The 21,578-nt window shown below is 72.3% G+C and carries 15 protein-coding genes and 1 riboswitch; of the genes, 5 read left to right on the top strand and 10 right to left on the bottom strand.

Annotated features, from left to right (window positions below):
- The 6 genes from eno to MTF65_RS16730 all read right to left on the bottom strand — a co-directional run bounded on the left by eno (position 1) and on the right by MTF65_RS16730 (position 6,892).
- Positions 1-1,287, bottom strand: a complete 1,287-nt coding sequence (eno, locus tag MTF65_RS16705; protein ID WP_243629500.1) for a phosphopyruvate hydratase — start codon at positions 1,285-1,287, stop codon at positions 1-3.
- A 260-nt stretch (positions 1,288-1,547) separates the two neighbouring features.
- Positions 1,548-2,276, bottom strand: a complete 729-nt coding sequence (locus MTF65_RS16710; protein WP_243629501.1) for a transglycosylase family protein — start codon at positions 2,274-2,276, stop codon at positions 1,548-1,550.
- A gap of 2 nt (positions 2,277-2,278) precedes the next feature.
- A riboswitch (cyclic di-AMP (ydaO/yuaA leader) is annotated at positions 2,279-2,451 on the bottom strand.
- 275 nt (positions 2,452-2,726) lie between these two features.
- Positions 2,727-3,776, bottom strand: coding sequence for a transglycosylase family protein (locus MTF65_RS16715; protein WP_243629502.1), 1,050 nt, complete (start codon positions 3,774-3,776; stop codon positions 2,727-2,729).
- 91 nt (positions 3,777-3,867) lie between these two features.
- Complete coding sequence (locus MTF65_RS16720; RefSeq protein ID WP_374207243.1) at positions 3,868-5,181, bottom strand: cytochrome P450; 1,314 nt, start codon at positions 5,179-5,181, stop codon at positions 3,868-3,870.
- A 41-nt stretch (positions 5,182-5,222) separates the two neighbouring features.
- Complete coding sequence (locus MTF65_RS16725) at positions 5,223-6,209, bottom strand: nucleoside triphosphate pyrophosphohydrolase (protein ID WP_243629503.1); 987 nt, start codon at positions 6,207-6,209, stop codon at positions 5,223-5,225.
- Between the two features lie 23 nt (positions 6,210-6,232).
- On the bottom strand, positions 6,233-6,892 hold the full coding sequence (locus tag MTF65_RS16730) for a SurA N-terminal domain-containing protein (RefSeq protein WP_243629504.1): 660 nt from the start codon (positions 6,890-6,892) through the stop codon (positions 6,233-6,235).
- 191 nt (positions 6,893-7,083) lie between these two features.
- On the opposite strand from MTF65_RS16730, the gene MTF65_RS16735 reads away from it, so the two are divergent.
- Positions 7,084-9,597, top strand: a complete 2,514-nt coding sequence (locus tag MTF65_RS16735) for a YfhO family protein (RefSeq protein ID WP_243629505.1) — start codon at positions 7,084-7,086, stop codon at positions 9,595-9,597.
- Here the strand turns inward: MTF65_RS16735 and MTF65_RS16740 are convergent.
- The 3 genes from MTF65_RS16740 to MTF65_RS16750 all read right to left on the bottom strand — a co-directional run bounded on the left by MTF65_RS16740 (position 9,587) and on the right by MTF65_RS16750 (position 13,971).
- On the bottom strand, positions 9,587-11,119 hold the full coding sequence (locus MTF65_RS16740) for a serine/threonine-protein kinase (RefSeq protein ID WP_308407181.1): 1,533 nt from the start codon (positions 11,117-11,119) through the stop codon (positions 9,587-9,589). The genes MTF65_RS16735 and MTF65_RS16740 overlap by 11 nt on opposite strands.
- A complete protein-coding gene (locus MTF65_RS16745; protein WP_243629506.1) occupies positions 11,116-11,760 on the bottom strand; it encodes a hypothetical protein in 645 nt (214 codons plus the stop codon). Before MTF65_RS16745 ends, MTF65_RS16740 begins: the two co-directional genes overlap by 4 nt.
- Positions 11,761-11,880: 120 nt before the next feature.
- Complete coding sequence (locus tag MTF65_RS16750) at positions 11,881-13,971, bottom strand: N-6 DNA methylase (protein ID WP_243629507.1); 2,091 nt, start codon at positions 13,969-13,971, stop codon at positions 11,881-11,883.
- Positions 13,972-14,110: 139 nt separating this feature from the next.
- On the opposite strand from MTF65_RS16750, the gene MTF65_RS16755 reads away from it, so the two are divergent.
- From MTF65_RS16755 to MTF65_RS16770, 4 genes are all read left to right on the top strand, one after another.
- Positions 14,111-14,830: a hypothetical protein gene (locus MTF65_RS16755; RefSeq protein WP_243629508.1), complete on the top strand. Its 720-nt coding sequence runs from the start codon at positions 14,111-14,113 to the stop codon at positions 14,828-14,830.
- A 473-nt stretch (positions 14,831-15,303) separates the two neighbouring features.
- On the top strand, positions 15,304-16,011 hold the full coding sequence (locus tag MTF65_RS16760; RefSeq protein WP_243629509.1) for a hypothetical protein: 708 nt from the start codon (positions 15,304-15,306) through the stop codon (positions 16,009-16,011).
- Positions 16,011-16,736 carry a hypothetical protein gene (locus MTF65_RS16765; RefSeq protein WP_243629510.1) on the top strand — a complete coding sequence of 242 codons (726 nt, stop codon included), beginning with the start codon at positions 16,011-16,013 and terminating at the stop codon, positions 16,734-16,736. The genes MTF65_RS16760 and MTF65_RS16765 overlap by 1 nt, the downstream gene beginning before the upstream one ends.
- Positions 16,737-16,802: 66 nt before the next feature.
- The gene (locus MTF65_RS16770; protein WP_243629511.1) at positions 16,803-17,651 is read left to right on the top strand and encodes a hypothetical protein; all 849 of its coding nucleotides are present in this window, start codon (positions 16,803-16,805) and stop codon (positions 17,649-17,651) included.
- Between the two features lie 75 nt (positions 17,652-17,726).
- Here the strand turns inward: MTF65_RS16770 and mfd are convergent, their stop codons facing one another.
- Complete coding sequence (gene mfd, locus MTF65_RS16775) at positions 17,727-21,263, bottom strand: transcription-repair coupling factor (RefSeq protein ID WP_243629512.1); 3,537 nt, start codon at positions 21,261-21,263, stop codon at positions 17,727-17,729.
- Positions 21,264-21,578: the final 315 nt, after the last annotated feature.

Genomic DNA, 21,578 nt, shown 5'->3' on the forward strand with positions numbered 1-21,578 from the left:
TTAGCCCTTGAAGCGCGGGAAGGCGCTGCGGCCCGCGTACACCGCGGCGTCGTCGAGGATCTCCTCGATGCGCAGCAGCTGGTTGTACTTGGCGACACGGTCCGAGCGGGCCGGGGCGCCGCTCTTGATCTGGCCGCAGTTCACGGCGACGGCGAGGTCGGCGATGGTGACGTCCTCGGTCTCACCGGAGCGGTGCGACATCATGCACTTGAAGCCGTTGCGCTGGGCCATCTCGACGGCGTCCAGGGTCTCGGTCAGCGAACCGATCTGGTTCACCTTCACGAGCAGGGCGTTCGCGGAGCCCTCCTCGATGCCGCGGGCCAGACGCTCCGGGTTGGTGACGAAGAGGTCGTCGCCGACGATCTGGACCTTGGAGCCGATGCGGTCGGTGAGGGTCTTCCAACCGGCCCAGTCGTCCTCGAACAGCGGGTCCTCGAGGGAGACGATCGGGTACGCCTCGACGAGCTCGGCGTAGTAGTCGGTCATCTCGGCGGCCGAGCGGGACTGGCCCTCGTACTGGTACTTGCCGTCCTTGTAGAACTCGGACGCGGCGGCGTCGATCGCGAGCGCGATGTCCTTGCCCGGGGTGTAGCCGGCCTGCTTGATGGCCTCGACGATGAGGTCGAGCGCGGCGCGGTTGGAATCCAGGTTCGGGGCGAAGCCGCCCTCGTCGCCCAGGCCGGTGGAGAGGCCCTTGGTGTGCAGGACCTTCTTGAGGGTGTGGTAGACCTCCGAGCCCCAACGAACGGCCTCGGAGAAGGACTCCGCGCCGATCGGGGCGATCATGAACTCCTGGATGTCCACGTTGGAGTCGGCGTGCGACCCACCGTTGAGGATGTTCATCATCGGAACGGGCAGCAGGTGCGCGTTCGGGCCGCCGAGGTAGCGGAAGAGCGGCAGGTCCGAGGCCTCGGACGCGGCGTGCGCGACGGCGAGGGAGACGCCGAGGATGGCGTTGGCGCCGAGCGAGCCCTTGTTGTCGGTGGCGTCGAGGTCGAACATGGCCTGGTCGATCAGGCGCTGCTCGGTGGCGTCGTAGCCGACGAGCTCCGGGCCGATCTGCTCGATGACGGCCAGGACGGCCTTCTCGACACCCTTGCCGAAGTAACGGTTGGGGTCACCGTCGCGGAGCTCTACGGCTTCGAAGGCACCGGTGGAGGCGCCGGACGGAACTGCAGCACGGCCGGTGCTGCCATCGTCGAGGCCCACCTCGACCTCGACCGTGGGGTTGCCTCGGGAGTCCAGGATTTCCCGGGCTACGACGACGTCGATGGACGGCACGAGCATCTCCTTCTGGGATGTGACGCTGGGTGTGCGGTGGCGTGTCAGGCCGTGGGACGGCCTTGCCGACTAGAGCCTAACCGGCTCTGGGCACTCGACCACTCGACCGCCCGGGTCCTGGGACGAAAAAGGGTCCGAATAACCGTCTTTCGGGACATAGAACCCTTGATCACAAACGAAACCGCCCGGCGCGTGGGGGGAAGACGCGCCGGGCGGTGGTGACGACGTGTGAGGGAGAGACCCTCCTGCGGCTAGGGCCGCAGTGTTCAGCTGAGCTTCAGCATCTGACCCGGGAAGATCAGGTCGGCGTCCGAGACGATGTCCTTGTTCAGCTCGAAGAGCTTCTCCCAGCCGCCCTTGACGCCGTTGGCCTCGGCGATGGTGCCCAGGGTGTCGCCCGGCTTGACCTCGTAGGAGCCGTTGCCGGTCTTCGGGGCGGCCTCGGTCTTCGGGGCGGCCTTCGGCGCGGTCTGGGCGGGGGCCGGGGTCGTGGCGCGCTCGGAGCGGGTGACCGGAGCCTCGGAGCGCTTGGTCTCCTTCTTCGGCTCGGCCTTCTTCGCCTGCTTCTTCGGCTCGGCCTTCGGCTTCGGCTTGGGGGCCTCGGCGGCGCCGCCGTTGAACGCGGACTTCGACAGGCCCACGCCGCAGTGCGGCCAGGCGCCCTTGCCCTGGCCCTTGAGGACCTTCTCGGCGATGGCTATCTGCTGCGACTTGGTGGCCTTGTTGGCCTGCGCGGCGTACGCCTTGCCGCCGTAGGCGGCCCAGGTGGAGGACGAGAACTGCAGACCGCCGTAGTAGCCGTTGCCCGTGTTGATGGACCAGTTGCCGCCGGACTCGCACGCGGCGACGCGGTCCCACTCGGAGGCGGTCGCGGCGGAGGCGGTGCCCGCGGCCATCAGGGGGGCCGCGACGGCTACACCGGCGACGCCGGCGAGCGTGACGATGCGGACGGCCTTGGAACCGCGACGGTGCTTGCCCTTGCCGGAAAGCAGCATGGATTTCTCCTCACCGACGCCTTCGAGGTGAGCTGTCGGGTTCGGGCGAGTGAGTTGCCCGGCCGCACGACCTAGCGTGTGGCTTAACCCCTAGCCGGTTCCGTGGCCGTCTCTCAACGGCCGGTGCCGGCGCCTAACTTGGTTCCCCCGCTCCTGCCTTCGGCGCTTGACGCGACGACTGTTCTCTCCGTCCGCCGGCAGGATTCGGCGATGCGGTCGAAGAGGCCCGCGGTGGCGAGCGATTCAGAAGGTAGACAGGTCTCTGCCCGATGTTCAACGAGGAACATCGGGCAGAAACGCCCCTACTTGCGCCCTCGGCGCGGGTGTTTGCGCAGGTGAGGGCGGGGTTTGCGGAACGCTCCGGGCGTGACACGCCAGTTGACCGGAAGAGACACATGTCTCACTTACGGAAACCCGACATTCACACCTTTCTGGGTGTCCGAAGTGCCCCTATTTCTTCGATAGATCCAGATTCTGGCCGGGCTTGATCAGGTCGGCATCCCCGCCGATGACCTGCTCATTGGCCTGGTAGAGCGCGTTCCAACCGCCCGTCACGCCCTTGGCATCCGCGATGGCGGCCAGACTGTCGCCCGCCTTCACGGTGTACGTGGGGTCCGACGCGGCATCAGACGTGAGGGAGGCCTCGACCGCGGGCGTACCGCGGTGCTTGCCGCCGCCCGCGTCCGCGGCGGCGGCCGCGGCGTCCGCCGTGGCGGACGGGCTCGGGGAGGCGCCGGGGCCGGGGGTGGCTCCCGGCGTGGCCGGGGCCGAGGGGTCGGCCGGGTCGGCGGGCGACGCGCCCGGGTCCGTCGGGACCGCCGGAGCCGAGGGGTCGGCGGGGGTCGTCGGGGCGGTGGGGCCGGTCGTCGGGCCGCCCGGGGTCGTGGGCGTCGTCGACGGCAGGTCCGGGTCGGGCATGACGGGCAGTCCGAGGGAGGGGCCGAGCGGGACGTCGGGCAGCCCGAAGGACGGCGAGCCGGACGGGTTCGGGCTCGGCGTCGGGGCGCCGTAGTCCGTCGCCGGCGTGGAGCCGTGGACGGGCACGGTGTGGTCCGGGCGGGACGGGCTCGGGGCGACCGGGCCGGGCGCGCCGACGTCGCCCGGGTCCACCTGCGCGGCGGCACCCTCCCCGCTCAGCCCGGCCGGGGCAGCGCACAGCGACCACACCTGGGGGCCCTGGGAGGCGAGCACCCGTTCGGCGACGGCGATCTGCTGCGACCGGCTGGCGAGGTCGGCGCGCTCGGCGTAGGCCAGCCCGCCCGCGTTCTTCCACTCCTCCTGGCTGAACTGAAGTCCGCCGTAGGCGCCGGTGCCGGCGTTGGCGCTCCAGGTGCCGCCGCTCTCGCACTCGGCGACCTTGTCCCACGTGGCGGCGTCGGCCGCGCTCGCGTTGGTCGCCGCGAGCAGCGGCAGCGCCAACGCGGAGCCTGCGACTCCAGCGGTGACGACGATGGCGGGCACCTGGCGGGGGCGTCTGTGGCGGCCGTTCCCGGAACGCATGAGCTGCACCTTTCGCATAACGGCGGGGTAACGGCAGAACCTAGCGGCCTTCGAACGATTGTCACAACTCCGGTCGGAAACTGACTTCCGGTCAGCAAGGCGCCGGCGGGCTCGAATCGTTTCGAGGTGTGAAGCGAACGGGAAGAGTGCGCAGGCCACGCATGATGAGTCCGCCGCGCCAGCGCAGCTCCTCGGGTGGAACAGCGAGTTCCAGATCCGGCAGACGCGTCAGCAAAGCCGCGAGCGCGGTCTGTCCTTCGAGTCGCGCGAGCGGCGCGCCCAGGCAGTAGTGGATCCCGTGCCCGTATCCGAGGTGCTGATTGTCGGTCCGGGAGAGGTCGAGGGTGTCCGGGTCGGCGAACCGGGCGGGGTCGCGGTCGGCGGCCGCGAGGACCACCAGTACGGGGTCGCCCGTCGCGATCTCCTGCCCGCCGAGGGTCAGCGGCTCGGTGGCGAACCGCCACGTCGCCAGCTCCACCGGGCCGTCGTAGCGCAGGAGTTCCTCGATTCCGGTTTCCAGCAGCGCGCTCTCGCCGGCGGCGAGGGAGGCCTGGAGGCGCTCGCGCTGGTCCGGGTTCATGAAGAGGGAGTGGACGCCGTTGCCGATGAGGTTGACCGTCGTCTCAAATCCGGCGAACAGCAGGATAAAGGCCATCGCGGTGGCCTCGGCCTCCGTCAGGTGGTCACCGTGATCGCTTGCCCGGATCAGATCGGAAATGAGGTCATTGCCCAGATCGTTCCGCTTTCGGTGGATGAGTTCCCCGAGATAGGTGCGCATCTGCTTCACGGAACGGGCCACTCCGCCGCGCGGTCCACCGCCATGCCGGATCATCATTCCGGCCCAGTCGCGGAAGTCGTCCTGGTCCTCGCGCGGTACGCCGAGCATCTCGCAGATGGCGTAGATGGGGAGCGGGAAGGCGAACTCGTGGATGAGATCCGCCTCCCCCTTCCCCACAAACTGGTCGATGAGGTGGTCGGTGAGCTCCTGCACCCGGGGGGTGAACTCGGCGACGCGGCGCGGGGTGAACGCCTTCGACACCAGCCGCCGCAGCCGGGTGTGGTCCGGCGGGTCGATGTTGAGCAGGTGCGTCATCAGCTCGGCCTTGCGCTCCCCCGGGATCCCGGTCTTGCCCTTGGCGTGCGCGGGTTCCGCGTGGTGCGCCGGATTCTTGCTCAGGCGCTGGTCGGCGAGCGCCTGGCGGGCGTCGGCGTACCGGGTGACGAGCCAGGCCTCGACCCCGCTCGGGAGCTTGGTGCGGTGCACCGGGGAGTGCTCGCGCAGCCAGGCGTAGGCCGGGTACGGGTCGGTCGCGAACTCCCAGTCGAACAGGGTCGGGCCCTGAGGGGTCGGGGCGTCTGCGGGGTCTACTGGGGCTGCGGGGTCCGCGGGGGTCTGCTCATGCACCCGAAGACGGTATCCCGGCCGCCACCGGCCGCTATCGACCGCTACTGGCCGACGCCCTCGGCGGCCCGGATCGCGTCACGGTAGACGCGGGCCGCCGCGCGCAGCGCCGCCTCGGGGTCCGCTCCCGCCGCCTCGGCGCGTGCCGCCAGCTCCAGCAGCTCGTATCCGACGCCCTCGCCGCGGGGCAGTTCCACCGGCACCTTCGCGGTGCGGGCCCGGCCGGCGAGCTTGGCCGCGAGCGCGAGGCCCGGCTGGCCCAGCGGGATCCCGTCGGTGACCGACTCCCGCTGCTTCTCGACCGCCTTGGTGCGCTGCCAGTGCGCGCTGACGTCCTCGGCGGTCTCCGCCTCCGCGTCCCCGAAGACGTGCGGATGCCGGTGGATCAGCTTCGCCACGAGGTTCCCGGCCACGTCGTCGATGGAGAACGGCTCCTCCTCGTGCTCCTCTGCGATGCGCGCGTGGAAGACCACCTGGAGCAGTACGTCGCCGAGTTCCTCGCGCAGCTCCTCCCGGTCCCCGACCTCGATGGCCTCGACCAGTTCGTACGCCTCCTCGATGGCGTACTTCACCAGGCCCTCGTGGGTCTGGCGCGAGGTCCAGGGGCATTCCCTGCGGACCCGGTCCATCACCTGCACCAGGTCGAGCAGTCGGGCGCCCGGCAGGTCGTACGAGCCGGGCAGCAGCTCCAGGTCCGGCATGCTGACGCGGCCGGAGCCGGCCAGGCGGGCCAGCCCGTCGGTGAGCCGCTGGTCTCCCTCGCCGCCCGGGATGACCACGACGGTGCGGCCGCCGGCGCAGGCCTCGACCAGGGTCTGCGCGTCGGGGGTCTCGTGCGCGACCTCGACGCCCGCCTCCCGCAGGTACGGCAGCTGCGGGTGCTCCGGGTCGGCGCACAGCACCCGGTCCGCGGCGTGCAGGGTCTGCCACGCCGGCCAGGACAGCAGGCCGGGCGCGACCCGGTGGCTGGCGGTGAGCAGGACGATGCGGCCGGTGGGCTCGGCGGGTTCGGCGGGTTCGTGGTCGGTCACCCTCCGAACCTACCTCGTGGGGGTCAGGCTCCGGCGGGGGGCTGCTCGGGCTGCTCGGGCCTCGTCCGCTGGGTGATCCACGGCGTCTCCGCCTCGCCGAGCGCGATCTGCTTGGCGTCCCAGCCGCCGTAGCGCGGGTTCACGTCGATGTGCAGCGCGGCGGAGGCCTTGCTCAGGGCCGGCACGAACGCGTCGTCGCCGAACTTCTCCTGGATCTTGCCGAGCAGCAGCTGGAAGCGGATGTCCTCGTCGATCTGGTCCGGTGCGATCGGGAGCCGCTGCGCCAGCGCCAGCTGCTCCATCTTCTCCGCGCCGCCGTTCTGCTCGCTCGTCTCCTTGCGGACGTCCTCGATCTCCCGGGTGGTGACCGTGATGCCCGCATCCTTCGCGGTCCTCTCCAGGATCCGCAGCTGGATCATCTTGTTGAGCTTCAGCCGCTCCAGCCGGGGGGTGCCCGGGGCCTGGGCACCCTGCGCGGCGGCGCTCTGCGCGGCCGCCTTCCGCGCGGCCGTGTTCTGCGCGCTGCGGACGTCGTTCACCTGGCCCTGGAGCGCGGAGGTGGTGATCCGTTCCCCGCCGACCACGGCCGCGGTGCCGGGCCGGACGTCACTGGAGCAGGCGGACAGCAGGGGGGCCGCCGCGAGCAGGACGGCGGAGACGGAGAGCGCTGTGCGACGGTGCAAAGGAGCCTCCAGGGCCGGGGAGATTGTGCGCTGATGCACAAAGCCGTGCGGTGATCGATGGTATGAGGTCAGGGTGATCCGAGCCACCGGTTCGACCAACGATTCCCGGGGTGTTGGGGTACGCGCTGTTCGTGTCGGTGCCACCCGGTGGTCACCCTTCGTCCGCCCAGCGGTGTCAAGGTCGGCCCACCATGTCGACTCCGCATCCCTCCCCGCGGCGCCACAGCCTGTTCGGCTCGGCGCTCGCCGCCCTGATCACGGCCGCGGCCGTGTGTGCCGGAGACGCCGTCGCGGGCGTCTTCCCGTACGGGCCGCGCCATCGCAGCATCAACGACCTCGGCAACCAGTTCGTGCCCTTCCACGCGCACCTGTGGGACATGCTCCACGGGCGCGCGGAGGGCGGCCTGCTGTTCAACTGGCAGTCCGGCTACGGCACCAGCTTCCTGCCCGACTTCGGCACGTACCTGACGAGCCCCTTCGCCGTGCTGGTGGGGCTCTTCCCGCGCGAGGACATCGACCTCGCGGTGTACGTCGTCACCGTGCTCAAGATGGCGGCCGCCGCGGCGGCGATGGCCTGGCTGCTGCGGACCCAGCGGCGCGGGCCGTGGTGGGCGGCGGGGCTGCTGGCCGCCTCGTACGCGCTGTGCGGCTGGTCGGTGATCGAGGCCTCGTACAACCCGATGTGGCTGGACGGGCTGATCGCCCTGCCGATGCTGTGCCTGACGGGTGAATGGGCGCTGCGCGGGCGCCGGCTCGCGCTGGGGGCGCTGGTCGTCGCCGTCTGCTGGACCGCCAACTTCTACACGGCGTACATGGCGACCCTGGGCGCGGCGCTGGTGCTGCTGGTACGGGTGGTGCTGACGCGGGAGGGTGCGCGCGAGCGGCTGCGGGTGATCGGCCGGGCGGCGGGGACCACCCTGCTCGGCATCGCCCTCGCCTCGCCCGTCCTCGTCCCCCTCTTCATCAGCTCGGGGCAGGCGTACCCGGGACTGGTCAGGGAGTTCCAGCCGGTGTCCTGGGCGGACACGTTCGCCCGGCTGCTGCCCGCGACGTACTCCTTCTCCTCTCCGGCGCTCTTCGTCGGGACGGGGACGCTGCTGCTGGTCGCGGCGCTGCCGTTCCACCGGGCCGTGCCGGTGCGCACCCGGCTGTGGTGGGCGGGGCTGGCGGTGGCCGTGCTGGTCTCGTTCCAGTGGACGCCGACGCATCTGGCCTGGCACGTGTTCGCGACGCCGAACGGGAGCCCGTACCGGCAGACGTTCGTACTGGCCGGGATCGTCGTGATCGCCGCGTGGACCGGGCTGGCGGCGGGCCTGCCGGGGGCGCGCGCGCTGGCGGCGGGCGCGGGCGTACTGGCGGCGGTGGCGCTCTGGGCGGGCGGCAGCGAGCTGGTCACCGGATGGAGCTACGGGCTGTTCGGCGCCGGGCTGCTGATCGCGGCGGGCGCCTGGTGGGCGCTGCGGCACCGCACGCTGGTGCTCCCGGCGGCGGGGCTGCTGGCCCTCGTACTGCTCGGGCAGGGCGCGGCGACCACGGCGTGGGGCATGCAGGGCAAGCTGGGCGGGCTGGACGACTACCCGTCCTGGGGCGCCGTCCACGGCGCCCGCGCCAAGGCCCTGGCGGGGGCCGAGGGCTGGCCCGCGTACCGGACGGACCCGAGCCGGCCCGCGCTGTCCGGCAACGACCCGATGCTGCTGGGCGGGGAGGGCGGCGCGTACTACAGCAGCCACACCCCGGACGTGTTCACGCGCACGATGGTGGCGCTCGGGGCCGGCTGGACCTCGCGCGGGCGCAACGTGCAGAGCATCGACAACCCGGTGACGGACGCGGTCTTCGCGGTCGGCGCCCGCCTGCGGCCGGACGGCACCATCGCCCGTGCCGAGGTCCCGCCGCTGATCACGACGCGCCCGCCGGGACCGGAGCTGTCCTACGCCGAGGACGCGCCGTTCCGGAACCAGGAACTCCTGCTGGGCGCGAAGGTGTACGAGGAGCCGGTCTCGCCCGGCGTCTGCCGCGCGGGCACGGAGGCCTACCTGTGGGCGCCGGAGTACAACGCGTCGGCCCGCCTCACGGGTGGGCCGGGCTTCCGCCTGGACGGCAACTCCCCGCGCAACCGGGCCGCCGTCCAGCGGCTGGGCGTCTCGCGCGGGCCTTCGTCGGCCCTGCGCTTCGACGCCGCCCCGCCGCCGCGGTGGACGCTGGCCTGCCTGGACCGCGCTGCGTTGGAGGCGGCGACCGACCGGCTGCGCGCCACGGCGGCCACCTCGCTCAAGGTCGGCTCGTCGGGCATCAGCGCCACCGTGGCCCCGGGCACCAAGGGCACAGCGATCCTCTCCTCCCCCGCGATCGCCGGCTGGACCTGCAACGGCCGCCCGGCCTCGGCCCACCTCGGCCTGGTCGCGATCCCGCTGGACGGCCGCACCACCACCGTCAGCTGCTCCTTCCGCCCCCCGGGCCTGCTCCCGGGCGCGACCGTCGCGGCGACGGCCCTGCTGATCCTGGCCGCGCTCACGTCCGGGCGCGTACTGCGCGCCCGGCGGCGCCGGCCGGGGGCCGGCGGGCTCCCACCGGCCGATGCCGCGAAGGCCGACGCGGAGGCGGCCGACGCGGAGGCGGCTGCCGCCGAGGCGGCTGCCGCCGAGGCGGCTGCCGCCGAGGCGGCCGTACTGGCCGGTGGCCGGCCAGGCGCCCGGCTCAGCCCCTGACCTGGCCCAGCCAGTGCAGGGTCCGGCGGACCTCCGCCGGGAAGGGATGGTTCGGGCCGTGCAGGCGCTCGGCGTCGAACAGGAGCCGGGCCAGGGTGTCGTGGGCCGCCGAGCGGTCCCCGAGGGACAGCAGCAGGTGGGCTATCCGGCGGCGGACCTCCAGCGGCAGGCCCGGGTCCGGATTGGCGTAGTGGTTCTCGAACAGGGGAAGCAGCGAGCGGTACTCGGCGAGCGCGGCCGCCGGCTCGCCGAGCTGCTCCAGGCACTGCGCCGCGTCGTAGCGGAAGCGCAGCGACTGCGGGTCCCCCGCCGTGAACTCGTCCGCGAGGCGGCGCAGTTCGGGCAGGGCGCGGCGGTACTGGCCGTCGTCCATCAGGGTGGCCGCGTACTGCTTGCGCAGCGAGCGGACCACCGGCGAGTGCTCCCCGTGCTGCGCGGCGGCGGCCGGGAGGATGCCGCCGAGGATGTCCACGGCCTGGGTCAGCTGTCCCTGGTCCAGCAGCTTGCGGGCCTCGTCGACGGCGCCGGGGATGTCGGGACGCATCGGCGTCGGCGTAGGCGTAGGCGGGGCGGTCGGCCGCGGGGGGATCGTCCGGTCCGGCAGCACCGCGGCCCGGTCCGGCCAGGGGGCCTGCGGCCGCAGGAAGGGGCGGGTCGGGTCGAGCGGCCCTGACGGGGTGCCCTGCTTGGGCAGCAGCGGGACGAGCGACTCGTAGACCTCCTGGGCGGAGGCGGGGCGGTCCTGCGGGTCCTTGGCCAGCAGATGGAGCAGGAGCGCCTCCAGCTGGTGCGGGACCTCCGGGCGCAGCTGGCGCACCGGCAGCGGGGGCTCGTACAGATGGCGGTGCAGTACCCCGAGGGCGGTGGAGCCGGCGAACGGGACGTTGCCGCTGAGCAGTTCGTACAGCAGCACACCCAGCGCGTAGAGGTCGGTGTACGGGCCGACCGCACCGCCCATGGCCTGCTCGGGCGCCATGTACGCGGGGCTGCCGATCGGCGAACCGGTGCTGGTGAGGCGGGTGGTGTCGGTGTCCATCACGGAGGCGACACCGAGGTCCAGGACGAGAATGGTGCCGTCCGGGCGGATCATCACATTGCGCGGCTTCAGGTCGCGGTGCACGATCGGCACCGCGTGCACCGCCGACAGCACCGAGCACAGCTGCGCGACCACCGCGACGGCCCACTGCCACGGGTACGGGTCGTGCTCCGCGAGGTGGTCGGCGAGGTCGGAGCCCTCGACGTACCCCATGACGAGGAAGAGCTCGTCGCCGTCGCTGCCCGCGTCGTGCACGGTGACCAGGCCCGGGTGGTCCACCTGCGCCGTGACCCGGCATTCGCGCACGAAGCGGCGGCGCAGCTCCTCGGCGACGGTGCCGGGGCCCGCCACCTTGTCGGGGCGCAGCAGCTTGACGGCGACGCGCCGGTCCAGGCGCCGGTCGTACGCCGTCCAGACCTGGCCCATGCCGCCCTGGCCCAGGATGGTGGCCAGCTGATAGCGGTCGCCGATGATCCGTTCGGTCACTTGGTGGGGTCCTGGATCGGGGTGTCGTTCGGGTCCTGGTACGGGCCGCCGGGCTGCGGGGGCCGGCGCGGCTGGTTGCGCAGCAGTTCGCTGAGCTCGTCGAGCTCGGCGCGGACCTGCCCGATGCGCGGGGGCGGGGTCGGCTGTGGCGGGACCTGCGGGGGAACGTGCGGGGGCACGTGCGTCTGGTCGGGCGCCTGCGCGGGCGGGTACCCGTACGAGGGCGCCGTCCGCCCCGGGTGGGCGTACGGGGCGGGCTGCGCCGGGTACCAGGGGGCGGGCGGGGCCCCGGCCGCCCGGGACTCGTAGTGGCGGATGTCGGCCACGAGGAAGTACACGCAGGTCGCGACGGCGCTGACGAGGCTGCCGCCGACCCCGACGTTGCTCTGCCAGCCGCTGGTGTCCGCGGTCGGGTCCAGCTCGATCATCACGACCCACAGGACGGTCAGGACGCCGCTGACCACCAGCAGCACCCAGTCGACGGACTTGCGGGTCACCAGCGCGAGCCGCAGCAGCGTGCCCCCGGCCAGGAAGCCACAGCTCAGGATGGGCAGCAGCGCGAACAGCACGCGCAGTGCCACCACGCCCCCGGAACTGGGCTGGTGACCGTGCTGCGGCGGCGGGAGGCCGGGGCCGTGCATCGCTGCTCCTGACGGGCGTGCGGAAAGGCTTGCGGAGCGAAGCGTATAAGCCTTTCCGGCCGCTGGTGAGGGGATGTGCCCAACCGTTGTACGGTCGCAGCACGCCGCCCTCACCCCCGCTCAGTCCGGCGTGACCGTGCCGTCCGAGAGACCGTCGTACAGGCCCTGTACGAGTTGTTCGCCGAGGCGTCCCGCCAGGCGCAGCGCGTCCTCGAACTCGGCCAGCGCGCGGAAGCGGGCACCGTAGCGCCGCTGTTCGGCCAGTGGCAGCCGGGGCAGTTGGAGGCGGCGTACGTCGAGCCGGGTGGCGGTGGAGGCGTGGCTGCTGGCGCGGCGGTTGTTGGCGGTGCCGCGCAGGAATCCGGCCAGGAACCACGGGTCGAGGGCGGCCGGGTCGGGGCGCAGCAGTTGCAGGCCCCGGCCGGGGACCGCGTCGGCCGTGCCCTCGTCCACGACGCGGGCGACGGTGGCGCCGCCGACGACGGGGACGAGGACGTCGCCGGGGGCGGTGAGCACCGGGGCGTCGGGGGTGGCGGCCAGGGTGCCGGAGGGGCCAGTTCCGGCGTAGACGTCCTGTGCGGTGAGGACGGGCGCCGCGCCGGCGCCGCTGCCGGTGCCCGTGTGCAGCACCAGGGCCCCGGCGCGGGCGAGTTCGCCGATGGTGGTCAGCGACAGCGGGGCCGCGGCCGCGGGGGCCGGGACGGGGGGCGGCGGGGTGAGCCGGGCGGCGCGGCCGAGGGTCTCGTCGAGCCGTTCCCGTACGGAGCTCAGCTCGGCCGGTCCGCCGCCCGCGGCCGGGGGCGGCAGATGGCGGGCCGGGGTGAGGTCCACGTCGTCGTCGAGCAGTTCGATGACGGGGACGACGCGGCTGACGCCCTGGACCTCCGCCACCGAGCCGGTGCGGTCGTACGCGGCCCAGGCGGCCTCGACCTCGCCGGCCACGGAGGCGACGCCGGCGGCCGCACCGGCACCACCGGCACCACTGGCACCACTGGCACCACTGGCACTACCGGCCGCGCTGGCACTACCGGCCGCGCTGTCGATGAGCAGCAGCCCCTGCGGGGGCACCGCGTGCGGGGCGGGCCTGCGCAGGATCCACAGGTGCAGGGGGATCCCGTACGGCGGCGCGGCCCCGGCCGGGAGGGCGACGACGGCCCGCAGGGCGCCCCGGCGCAGCAGGTCGGCGCGGATGCGGCGGCCGGAGCGGCGGGAGGCGACGGCGGGCGGCATCAGCAGGACGGCGGTGCCGCCCTCGCGCAGGTGCGCCAGGGCGTGCTGGACCCAGGCGAGTTCGGATTCCGTGCGGGCCGGGAAGCCGTACTCCCAGCGGGGGTCGTAGGCCAGTTCCTCGTGGCCCCAGTTGCGTTCGTTGAACGGGGGGTGGCAGAGCACGGCGTCGACGGTGTCCTGCGCGAAGGCGTCGGCGCGCAGGCTGTCGGCGGCGGCGGCGCGGACCTGGGCGGAGTCGTTCAGGGCCAGGCGCAGCGCGCTGAGGGCGGCGAGTTCGGGCGAGGAGTCCTGGGCGTGCAGGACGGTGGCGCCGGGTACGGCGCGCAGCAGGGTGCCGGTGCCGCAGGCGGGGTCGAGCACGGTGCGCACGCCGGGGCCGGCGAGGGCGGCCATGAGCCGGGCGAGGACGTCGGGGGTGAGCGTGTACTGACGGGGGTTGGCGTCGAGGTGACGGCCCAGCAGGAATTCGAAGGCCTTGCGGGCGCCCAGTTCGGCGGCGAGTTCGGCGGCGGCCCGCAGCAGCGGCATGGCGGTGGGGCCGGGCCGGATGGCCTCCAGCGGGTGGCCGGGCCCGAGGCGGGCGCCGAGCACCTGGTCGAGGACGGGCCGCAGCAGGGCGGCCAACCGCTCGTCGGAGACGGCGGTCAGCTCCAGCCAGTCGGTGGGCCGGTCCCGTACGACGAGCAGCGCGCAGCCGGCCTTGACGAGTGCGGTGACGGGGCCGCCGGGGTGGGCGGCGATCTGCTGCCAGACGCGTTCGCGCAGCGGCACCTCGGCGAGTTTGCCCTGGGCGCGCAGCCACCGCTCGACCTCCGCCAGGGCGAAGGAGGGGCTGGTCTCCGTGCCGCCGACCGGCTTGGGGAAATCGGCGTGCCGGCGCCGCCAGTTGCTGACGGCGGCGCGGCCGACGCCTGCCAGGCGGGCGACCTCGGCGGCGGTGACCTCTGCCTCGGTGACGTGTCGGGCGTTCTCGTCGGACATGCCGGGGAGCATACCCGTTCACAGACGAGAAGCCGCTTCACAGCGTGAACTCACCATTACTCGTGACTCATGTTGACTCGGTTCACAGACATCTGATCTGATCAGCGTTCCCACGTCCGCCGCAGCAGAAAGTCCCCTTATGCGTACCGCTCACCGTCTCACCGCCACCGCCGCCCTCGCCTGCGCCGCCACCCTGGGGCTCACCGGATGCCTCGGTTCCGCCTCCGGCCCGTTTCCCGACCTGTCCGGCTCCCAGGTGGCCGACAACTCCGTGACCGCCCTGCGCGGCGCCTCCTCACTCACCGTCAGCGGCAGCGTCTGGGACGAGGGCAAGCCGCTCCAGCTGAACATGGCGGTCAGCAAGACCGGCGACTGCAAGGGCACCATCTCCGGCAAGGACGGCTCCTTCGAGCTGATACGCAACGCCCAGTTCGTGTTCATCAAGGCCGACGAGCCCTTCTACCGCGCCCAGACGAAGGACCTGCCCAAGGCGCAGGCGGACGAGGCGGTCAAGCAGCTGGCCGGGCGCTGGCTGAAGACGAAGGCCTCGGACGAGGAGTCCAAGGAACTGTCCGCCCTGTGCGACCTGGACGAGCTGCTCAAGGAGTTCGACGACAGCAAGGGCGCCGAAAAGGGCAAGGTCACCACGGTCGACGGCAAGGAAGCCCTCACCGTGACCACGAAGACCACCGACGGCACCGAGACCCTGCTGGTGGCCACCAAGGGCGAGCCGTACCTGCTCAAGGCGATCACCACCGGCAAGGAGCCGTCGGAGGTCTCCTTCACCGGGATCAACACACCGGTTCAGGCCGACGCCCCTACGGGCAAGGACGTCATCGACGCCGACAAACTCGGCTGAACCACCCTCTCAACTGACCGCCATCGGAGGCCGGGCCCGTGCGGGCCCGGCCTCCGACGCGCGTCACGAGCCGCGTGTCAGGGGCCCCGGCCGGGAGGGCGACGACGGCCCGCAGGGCGCCCCGGCGCAGCAGATCGGCGCGGATGCGGCGGCCGGAGCGGCGGGAGGCGACGGCGGGCGGCAGAGCACGGCGTCGACCGCGGCCACGGCGGGCGGCGCGAACGCGTCGGCGCGCAGGCTGTCGGCGGCTCGAAGGCCCGGCGGGCGCCGAGTTCGGCGGCAGCAGCGCCCGTACACATACCAGGCACGCCAGAGACCTCTTCACAGCGTGAATCGAAGAATCTTCACTAATCGCGTTGACTCGGTTCACAGGCTCTGTTGTAGTGATCTCGTCAACACCGAGCACACATCAACACCCAGCAGCACAAAGGCCGTTCGGGCCACCCAGACACACCCGAGGCAGGAGTCCACTCATGTCCCACACCTCGCGCAACAGCCGTACCGCCCTCCACACGGTGCTCACCGGATGCGGCGTGGTCCTCGCGCTCGCCTCCCTCAGCGCGTGCACCGGTACGGAGGGCAAGAAGGACGCCGGCTCCAAGAAGCCGGCGGCTTCGAAGAGCAGCCAGAAGGCGGCGGACGGCAAGAAGACGGACAATGACAGCAAGGGCGCCCTGCGGGGCAGTGGCACGTTCCAGGTCGGCAGCGACATCCAGCCGGGCACCTACCGCACCACCGGCAACAAGAGCGGTGACAACTGCTACTGGGAGCGGGCCAAGGACTCCTCGGGCGAACTGGAGTCGGTCATCGCCAACGACAACGTGACCGGCACGAGTTACGTGACCATCGCGGCCACCGACAAGATCTTCAAGTCGAGCGACTGCAAGGGCTGGGAGGCCGTGGACCCCAAGGCCACCGGCGGCTCCCCGAAGACCGAGTTCTCCGGCGACGGCGGCATGTTCAAGGTCGGCACCGACATCGCGCCGGGCACCTACAAGTCCGAGGGCCCCCTCGACGGCGGTGACAACAACTGCTACTGGGAGCGCGACAAGTCCGCCAGCCACGAGCCCGACTCGCTCATCGCCAACGAGAACCCCGAGGGCTCGGCGGTCGTGACGATCGGCGCCAAGGACGCCTACTTCAAGACCACGGGCTGCGAGGTCTGGAAGAAGAGTTCCTGATGCGTACCACCAGAACGAGGAGGACGGGGGCGGCCGCCGCCGCGGCCGCCCTCGGCCTGGCCGCCCTCACCGGCTTCACCCCGGCGGGCGACGACGACCCCTTCCCCGGCCAGTCCGGCGAACAGGTCGCCGAGAAGTCCCTGGCCGCCACGCGCGCGGCCACCTCGCTCACCATGAAGGGCACGGCCCAGGCCAAGGGCACATCGGTCTGGATGGACATCCAGGTGAGCAGGTCCGGCGACTGCAAGGGCACCGCGACGGTGAAGGGCCAGGGCTCCTTCGAGTTGATCCGCAACGCGAAGGACGTCTTCCTCAAGGCCGACGAGGGCTTCACCCGGGCGCAGCTCAAGCACGTGCCGAAGGAGCAGGCCGACGCGACGGTGGACCTGATGGCCGACCGCTGGGTGAAGTTCAGCGGCACCGATCCGCTGTTCAAGGAGCTGACCCCGCTGTGCGACCTGGACGAGCTGCTCGGCGGCTCCGGCCAGGCCGAGGGCGCGAAGAAGGGGAAGGTCGTCGAGGAGGGTGGCCAGGAGGCGCTCACCGTGAGCGTTCCGTACGAGGACGGCACCCAGGAGTTCTACGTCGCCACCCACGGCACCCCGTACATCCTCAGGCTCGTCCAGACCGGCGAGGAAAGCGGCGACTTCTCCTACTCCGGCTTCAACAAGCCGGTCGACGCGAAGGCCCCGCCCGGGGACGTCCTGGACTTCGGCAGCCTCTGACTCCGGGCTGTCGGTGCCGGCGGCTAGGCTCGAACGGCAAACGGTCCTTCCAGGGGGGAACTTCACATGCGCAGCCGTACGCTCGCCTCCGCCGCGATAGGCGCCACCGCCCTGCTCGGGCTGACCGCGTGCCTGCCCGCCGGCGGCGGCGACAAGGCCGCCGACATCGGCACGGCGGCCCGGGCCTCGGCGGGCGCCCCGTCCCCGACGCCCTCGGGCTCCGCTTCCGCCTCCGCGAAGGGGTCCGGCGCGCTCACCGACCTCTCCGGGGCCGAGATCCTGACCCAGGCCTACGAGGCCACCCGCAAGGCCGAGTCGGCCCGTGTCGTCGCCAAGGTGCAGTTCGAGGGCAAGCCGATGGGCATCGACCTCGCCCTCGACAAGGACGGCAACTGCAACGGCGCGATCCGCCTCGACGGCATGGGCAGGCTGGACATCATCAAGTCCTCCGAGCTCGTCCACTTCAGGGGCGACGAGGCCTACTGGCGGGGCGCGGCCAAGCTCAAGAAAACGCCGAAGAAGCAGACGGACCAGATGGTGGCGACCCTCGCCAACCGCTGGGTGAAGCTGGCCGCCTCGGATCCGCGGGCCTCGGAGATGACCGGCACCTGCGACCTGGACAAGCTGACCGGCGACTTCGGCAGGGCCAACCCGCTCGCCCGCAAGGGCGAGACGGCGACCGTCGACGGCAAGCCGGCGCTCGCGGTCACCAGTCCGGCCAAGGAGGGGACGCAGACCGACTACGTGGCCACCCAGGGCACCCCGTACATCCTGAAGTCCGCCATCAGCGGGGACTCCACCGGCGAGGCGCTGTTCTCCCGGTTCAACGAGCCGGTCGACACGGCCTCACCGAAGGACTCCGACGTCCTCGACATGGGCAAGCTGGGCTCGGGCGGTACGGGCCAGGCCGCCTGAGCCGGCGGCTTCGCCCCGCTCGTCCCGTGGAGACCGGGAGCCGGGACCCCCTAGGGGTCCCGGCCTCCACGGCTGTCAGGAGCCGAGGATCGTGGTGAGGAACTCCCCGGTCCAGCCCAGCAGCTCCCGTCCGACCAGCGGCTTCCCGCCGATCTTCCCCGCCTTCGGCCGCGGGATCAGCACCTGCGAGGTGGCCGGCTTGAGCACCGCCCCCGGGTAGAGCCGCTTGAGCCGCAGCTCCTGCGATTCGCGCAACTCCACCGGCCCGAAGCGGATGTTGGGGCCCTGGAGGGTGATGTCACCGACCCCGCAGGCCCGGGCCAGCATCCGCAGCCCCGCCACCAGCAGCAGGTTCTCCACCGGCTCCGGCAGCTTGCCGTAGCGGTCGGTGAGTTCCTCCCGCACGGCCTTGATGTCCGCTTCCGAGTTCGCCGAGGCGATGGACCGGTACGCCTGGAGGCGCAGCCGCTCGCCGGGCGCGTAGTCGTGCGGGACGTGCGCGTCGACCGGCAGCTCGATCTTGACCTCCAGCGGCGGCTCCTCCTCCACCCCGCCCTCGACTGCGGCCCGGTAGTCGGCCACGGCCTCGCCGACCATGCGGATGTAGAGGTCGAAGCCGACGCCCGCGATGTGCCCGGACTGCTCGCCGCCGAGCAGATTGCCCGCGCCGCGGATCTCCAGGTCCTTCATCGCCACGTACATGCCGGCGCCCATCTCGGTGTGCTGGGCGATCGTCGCGAGCCGCTCGTGCGCCGTCTCGGTCAGCGGCTTCTCCTGCGGGTAGAGGAAGTACGCGTACCCGCGCTCGCGGCTTCGGCCCACCCGGCCGCGCAGCTGGTGGAGCTGGGAGAGGCCGAAGTTGTCGCCGCGCTCCACGATGAGGGTGTTGGCGTTGGAGATGTCGATGCCGGACTCGACGATCGTGGTCGAGACGAGCACGTCGAACTTCTTCTCCCAGAAGTCCACGACGACCTGTTCCAGGGCCTGTTCCGACATCTGGCCGTGCGCCGTCGCGATCCGCGCCTCGGGGACGATCTCACGCAGCTTGGCGGCCGCCCGGTCGATGGACTCGACCCGGTTGTGGATGTAGAAGCACTGGCCCTCGCGCAGCAGCTCGCGGCGGATGGCCGCGCCGATCTGCTTCTCCTCGTAGGGGCCGACGAAGGTGAGCACCGGGTGCCGCTCCTCCGGCGGGGTGGTGATGGTCGACATCTCGCGGATGCCGGTCACCGCCATCTCCAGGGTGCGCGGGATCGGCGTCGCGGACATGGTCAGCACGTCCACGTTGGCGCGGAGCTTCTTCAGCTGCTCCTTGTGCTCGACGCCGAAGCGCTGCTCCTCGTCGACGATGACCAGGCCCAGGTCCTTGAACTTGGTCTCCTGCGAGAACAGCCGGTGGGTGCCGATGACCACGTCCACCGAGCCCTCGCGCAGCCCCTCCAGGGTGGCCTTCGACTCGCTCTCGCCCTGGAAGCGGGACAGCGCCCTCACGTTGACCGGGAACTGGCTGTAGCGCTCGGAGAAGGTCCCGAAGTGCTGCTGCACCAGCAGTGTGGTCGGCACGAGGACGGCGACCTGCTTTCCGTCCTGGACGGCCTTGAAGGCCGCTCTCACAGCGATCTCGGTTTTGCCGTAGCCGACGTCGCCGCAGATCAGGCGGTCCATGGGGACGGACTTCTCCATGTCCTCCTTGACCTCGGCGATGGTGGTGAGCTGGTCGGGCGTCTCCGCGTACGGGAAGGCGTCCTCCAGTTCGCGCTGCCAGGGCGTGTCGGGGCCGAAGGTGTGGCCGGGGGCCGCCATGCGCGCGCTGTAGAGCTTGATGAGGTCGGCGGCGATCTCCTTGACCGCCTTCTTCGCGCGCGCCTTCGTCTTGGTCCAGTCGGCGCCGCCGAGCCGGTGCAGGGTCGGGGCCTCGCCGCCGACGTACTTGGTGACCTGCTCCAGCTGGTCGGTGGGGATGTAGAGGCGGTCGCCGGGCTGGCCGCGCTTGGCGGGGGCGTACTCGACGAGGAGGTACTCGCGGGTGGCGCCCTGGACCGTGCGCTGCACCATCTCGACGTAGCGGCCGACGCCGTGCTGCTCGTGGACGATGTAGTCGCCGGCCTCCAGGGTCAGCGGGTCGATCGTCTTGCGGCGCCGGGTCGGCATCCGGCCGAGGTCCTTGGTGGCGGTGCGCTGGCCGGTCAGATCGGTCTCGGTGAGGACGGCGATCTTGAGGGCCTCATCGATGAACCCGTTGTCGATCGAGCCGCAGGCGACGTGGACGATCGACGGCTCCAGGGCGCGGAGCTCGGCCTCCAGCCGGGCCGGGATGCCCTCGCCGCCGAGCACCTCGACGGTACGGGCGGCCGGGCCGTGGCCCTCGGTGAGGTAGACGGTGTGCCAGCCGTCGGCGATCCAGCCCTTGGTGTCGGCCAGCGCGCGGGCGGTGTCGCCCCGGTAGGCCTCGGGGGCGTGCATGCCGAGCCTGAGGGTATCCCCGCCGGCCAGGTCCGCCTCGTCGGCGGCGAAGGGGGAGACCGACCACCACATCATGTTCAGCTCGCGGGCGTGCTCGCGGACGTCCGCGATGCCGCGCAGCGAGGCCGCGCCGACGTCGATGGGGGCCTCTCCGCCGCCGGCGGTGGCCGCCCAGGAGGCCATCAGGAACTCCTGGCTGGTGGCGACGAGGTCGGCGGCCCGGGTCCGTACCCGCTCGGGGTCGCAGACGACGGCCATGGACCCGGCCGGGAGCACGTCGATCAGCAGTTCCATGTCGTCGACGAGGACCGGGGCGAGGGACTCCATGCCCTCGACGGCGATCCCCTCGGCGATCTTGTTCAGCAGCTCGCCGAGCTCGGGGTGCTCCTCGGCGAGGGCCGCGGCCCGCTCCCGCACCTCGTCGGTCAGCAGCAGTTCCCGGCAGGGCGGGGCCCACAGCCCGTGCTCGGCGACCTCCAGGGACCGCTGGTCGGCGACCTTGAAGTAGCGGATCTCCTCGACGTCGTCGCCCCAGAACTCCACGCGCAGCGGGTGCTCCTCGGTGGGCGGGAACACGTCGAGGATGCCGCCGCGCACGGCGAACTCCCCGCGCTTCTCGACGAGCTCGACGCGTGCGTACGCGGCGGCCGCCAGCGCCTGGGTCACCTCGCCCAGATCGGCGCTCTCCCCCTGCCGCAGACTCACCGGTACGAGCTCCCCCAGCCCCTTGACCTGCGGCTGGAGCACCGACCGGATCGGCGCGACCACGACGGACACCGGCCCGGCGGCGGGATCGTCCTTGCTCGGGTGCGTCAGCCGGCGCAGGACGGCGATCCGCCGGCCCACGGTGTCGCTGCGCGGCGAGAGCCGCTCGTGCGGCAGCGTCTCCCAGGAGGGGTACTCGGCCACCTCGTCCGGGGGGAGCAGGGAGCGCAGGGCCGCGGCCAGGTCCTCGGCCTCCCGCCCGGTCGCGGTCACCGCGAGCACGGTCCGCTCGGTGCGCCGGGCCAGCGCGGCGATCACGAAGGGCCGCGCCGCGGGCGGGCCGACGAGGTCCACGTGCATGCGGTTGCCGTCCCCGGCCGCGGTGACCGCCTCGGCGAGGGCGGGGTCCCGGGTGACGGCGTCGAGCAATCCGTGCAGGCTCATGAAGGGGGCTTCCGTCCGGTGAGGGGGCAACGCGAAGGGCCCGACACGCTCGCGGGCCGGGGCTTCCCACCCTACGACGCGGGCCCGTCACCCGCGCGTGGGATTCGGGTCACCCGTGGGGGTGACGCCCCAGGCCCACACCGGGCCCGCCCTGCCAGGGTGACACGAAGGGTGACACGAACCTGGCGAGTAACCGGGCGACGCCCCGGTGCGCGTTGCCAGAGCCCCGGCGGCGCCCGGACACGACGTCGGCCCCGGCCACCCGAATGGGCGGCCGGGGCCGACGCGTACCCCCGTACGGTCCCCCGTACGACC

Origin of the sequence: Streptomyces sp. APSN-46.1 (genome assembly GCF_022815725.1) — a bacterium.
GTDB lineage: Bacteria > Actinomycetota > Actinomycetes > Streptomycetales > Streptomycetaceae > Streptomyces.

Coding starts and splice junctions, on each gene's coding strand:
- eno (WP_243629500.1), bottom strand. CDS start 1,287: ATGCTCGTGCCGTCCATCGACGTCGTCGTAGCCCGGGAAATCCTGGAC.
- MTF65_RS16710 (WP_243629501.1), bottom strand. CDS start 2,276: ATGCTGCTTTCCGGCAAGGGCAAGCACCGTCGCGGTTCCAAGGCCGTC.
- MTF65_RS16715 (WP_243629502.1), bottom strand. CDS start 3,776: ATGCGTTCCGGGAACGGCCGCCACAGACGCCCCCGCCAGGTGCCCGCC.
- MTF65_RS16735 (WP_243629505.1), top strand. CDS start 7,084: ATGTCGACTCCGCATCCCTCCCCGCGGCGCCACAGCCTGTTCGGCTCG.
- MTF65_RS16745 (WP_243629506.1), bottom strand. CDS start 11,760: ATGCACGGCCCCGGCCTCCCGCCGCCGCAGCACGGTCACCAGCCCAGT.
- MTF65_RS16750 (WP_243629507.1), bottom strand. CDS start 13,971: ATGTCCGACGAGAACGCCCGACACGTCACCGAGGCAGAGGTCACCGCC.
- MTF65_RS16755 (WP_243629508.1), top strand. CDS start 14,111: ATGCGTACCGCTCACCGTCTCACCGCCACCGCCGCCCTCGCCTGCGCC.
- MTF65_RS16760 (WP_243629509.1), top strand. CDS start 15,304: ATGTCCCACACCTCGCGCAACAGCCGTACCGCCCTCCACACGGTGCTC.
- MTF65_RS16765 (WP_243629510.1), top strand. CDS start 16,011: ATGCGTACCACCAGAACGAGGAGGACGGGGGCGGCCGCCGCCGCGGCC.
- MTF65_RS16770 (WP_243629511.1), top strand. CDS start 16,803: ATGCGCAGCCGTACGCTCGCCTCCGCCGCGATAGGCGCCACCGCCCTG.
- mfd (WP_243629512.1), bottom strand. CDS start 21,263: ATGAGCCTGCACGGATTGCTCGACGCCGTCACCCGGGACCCCGCCCTC.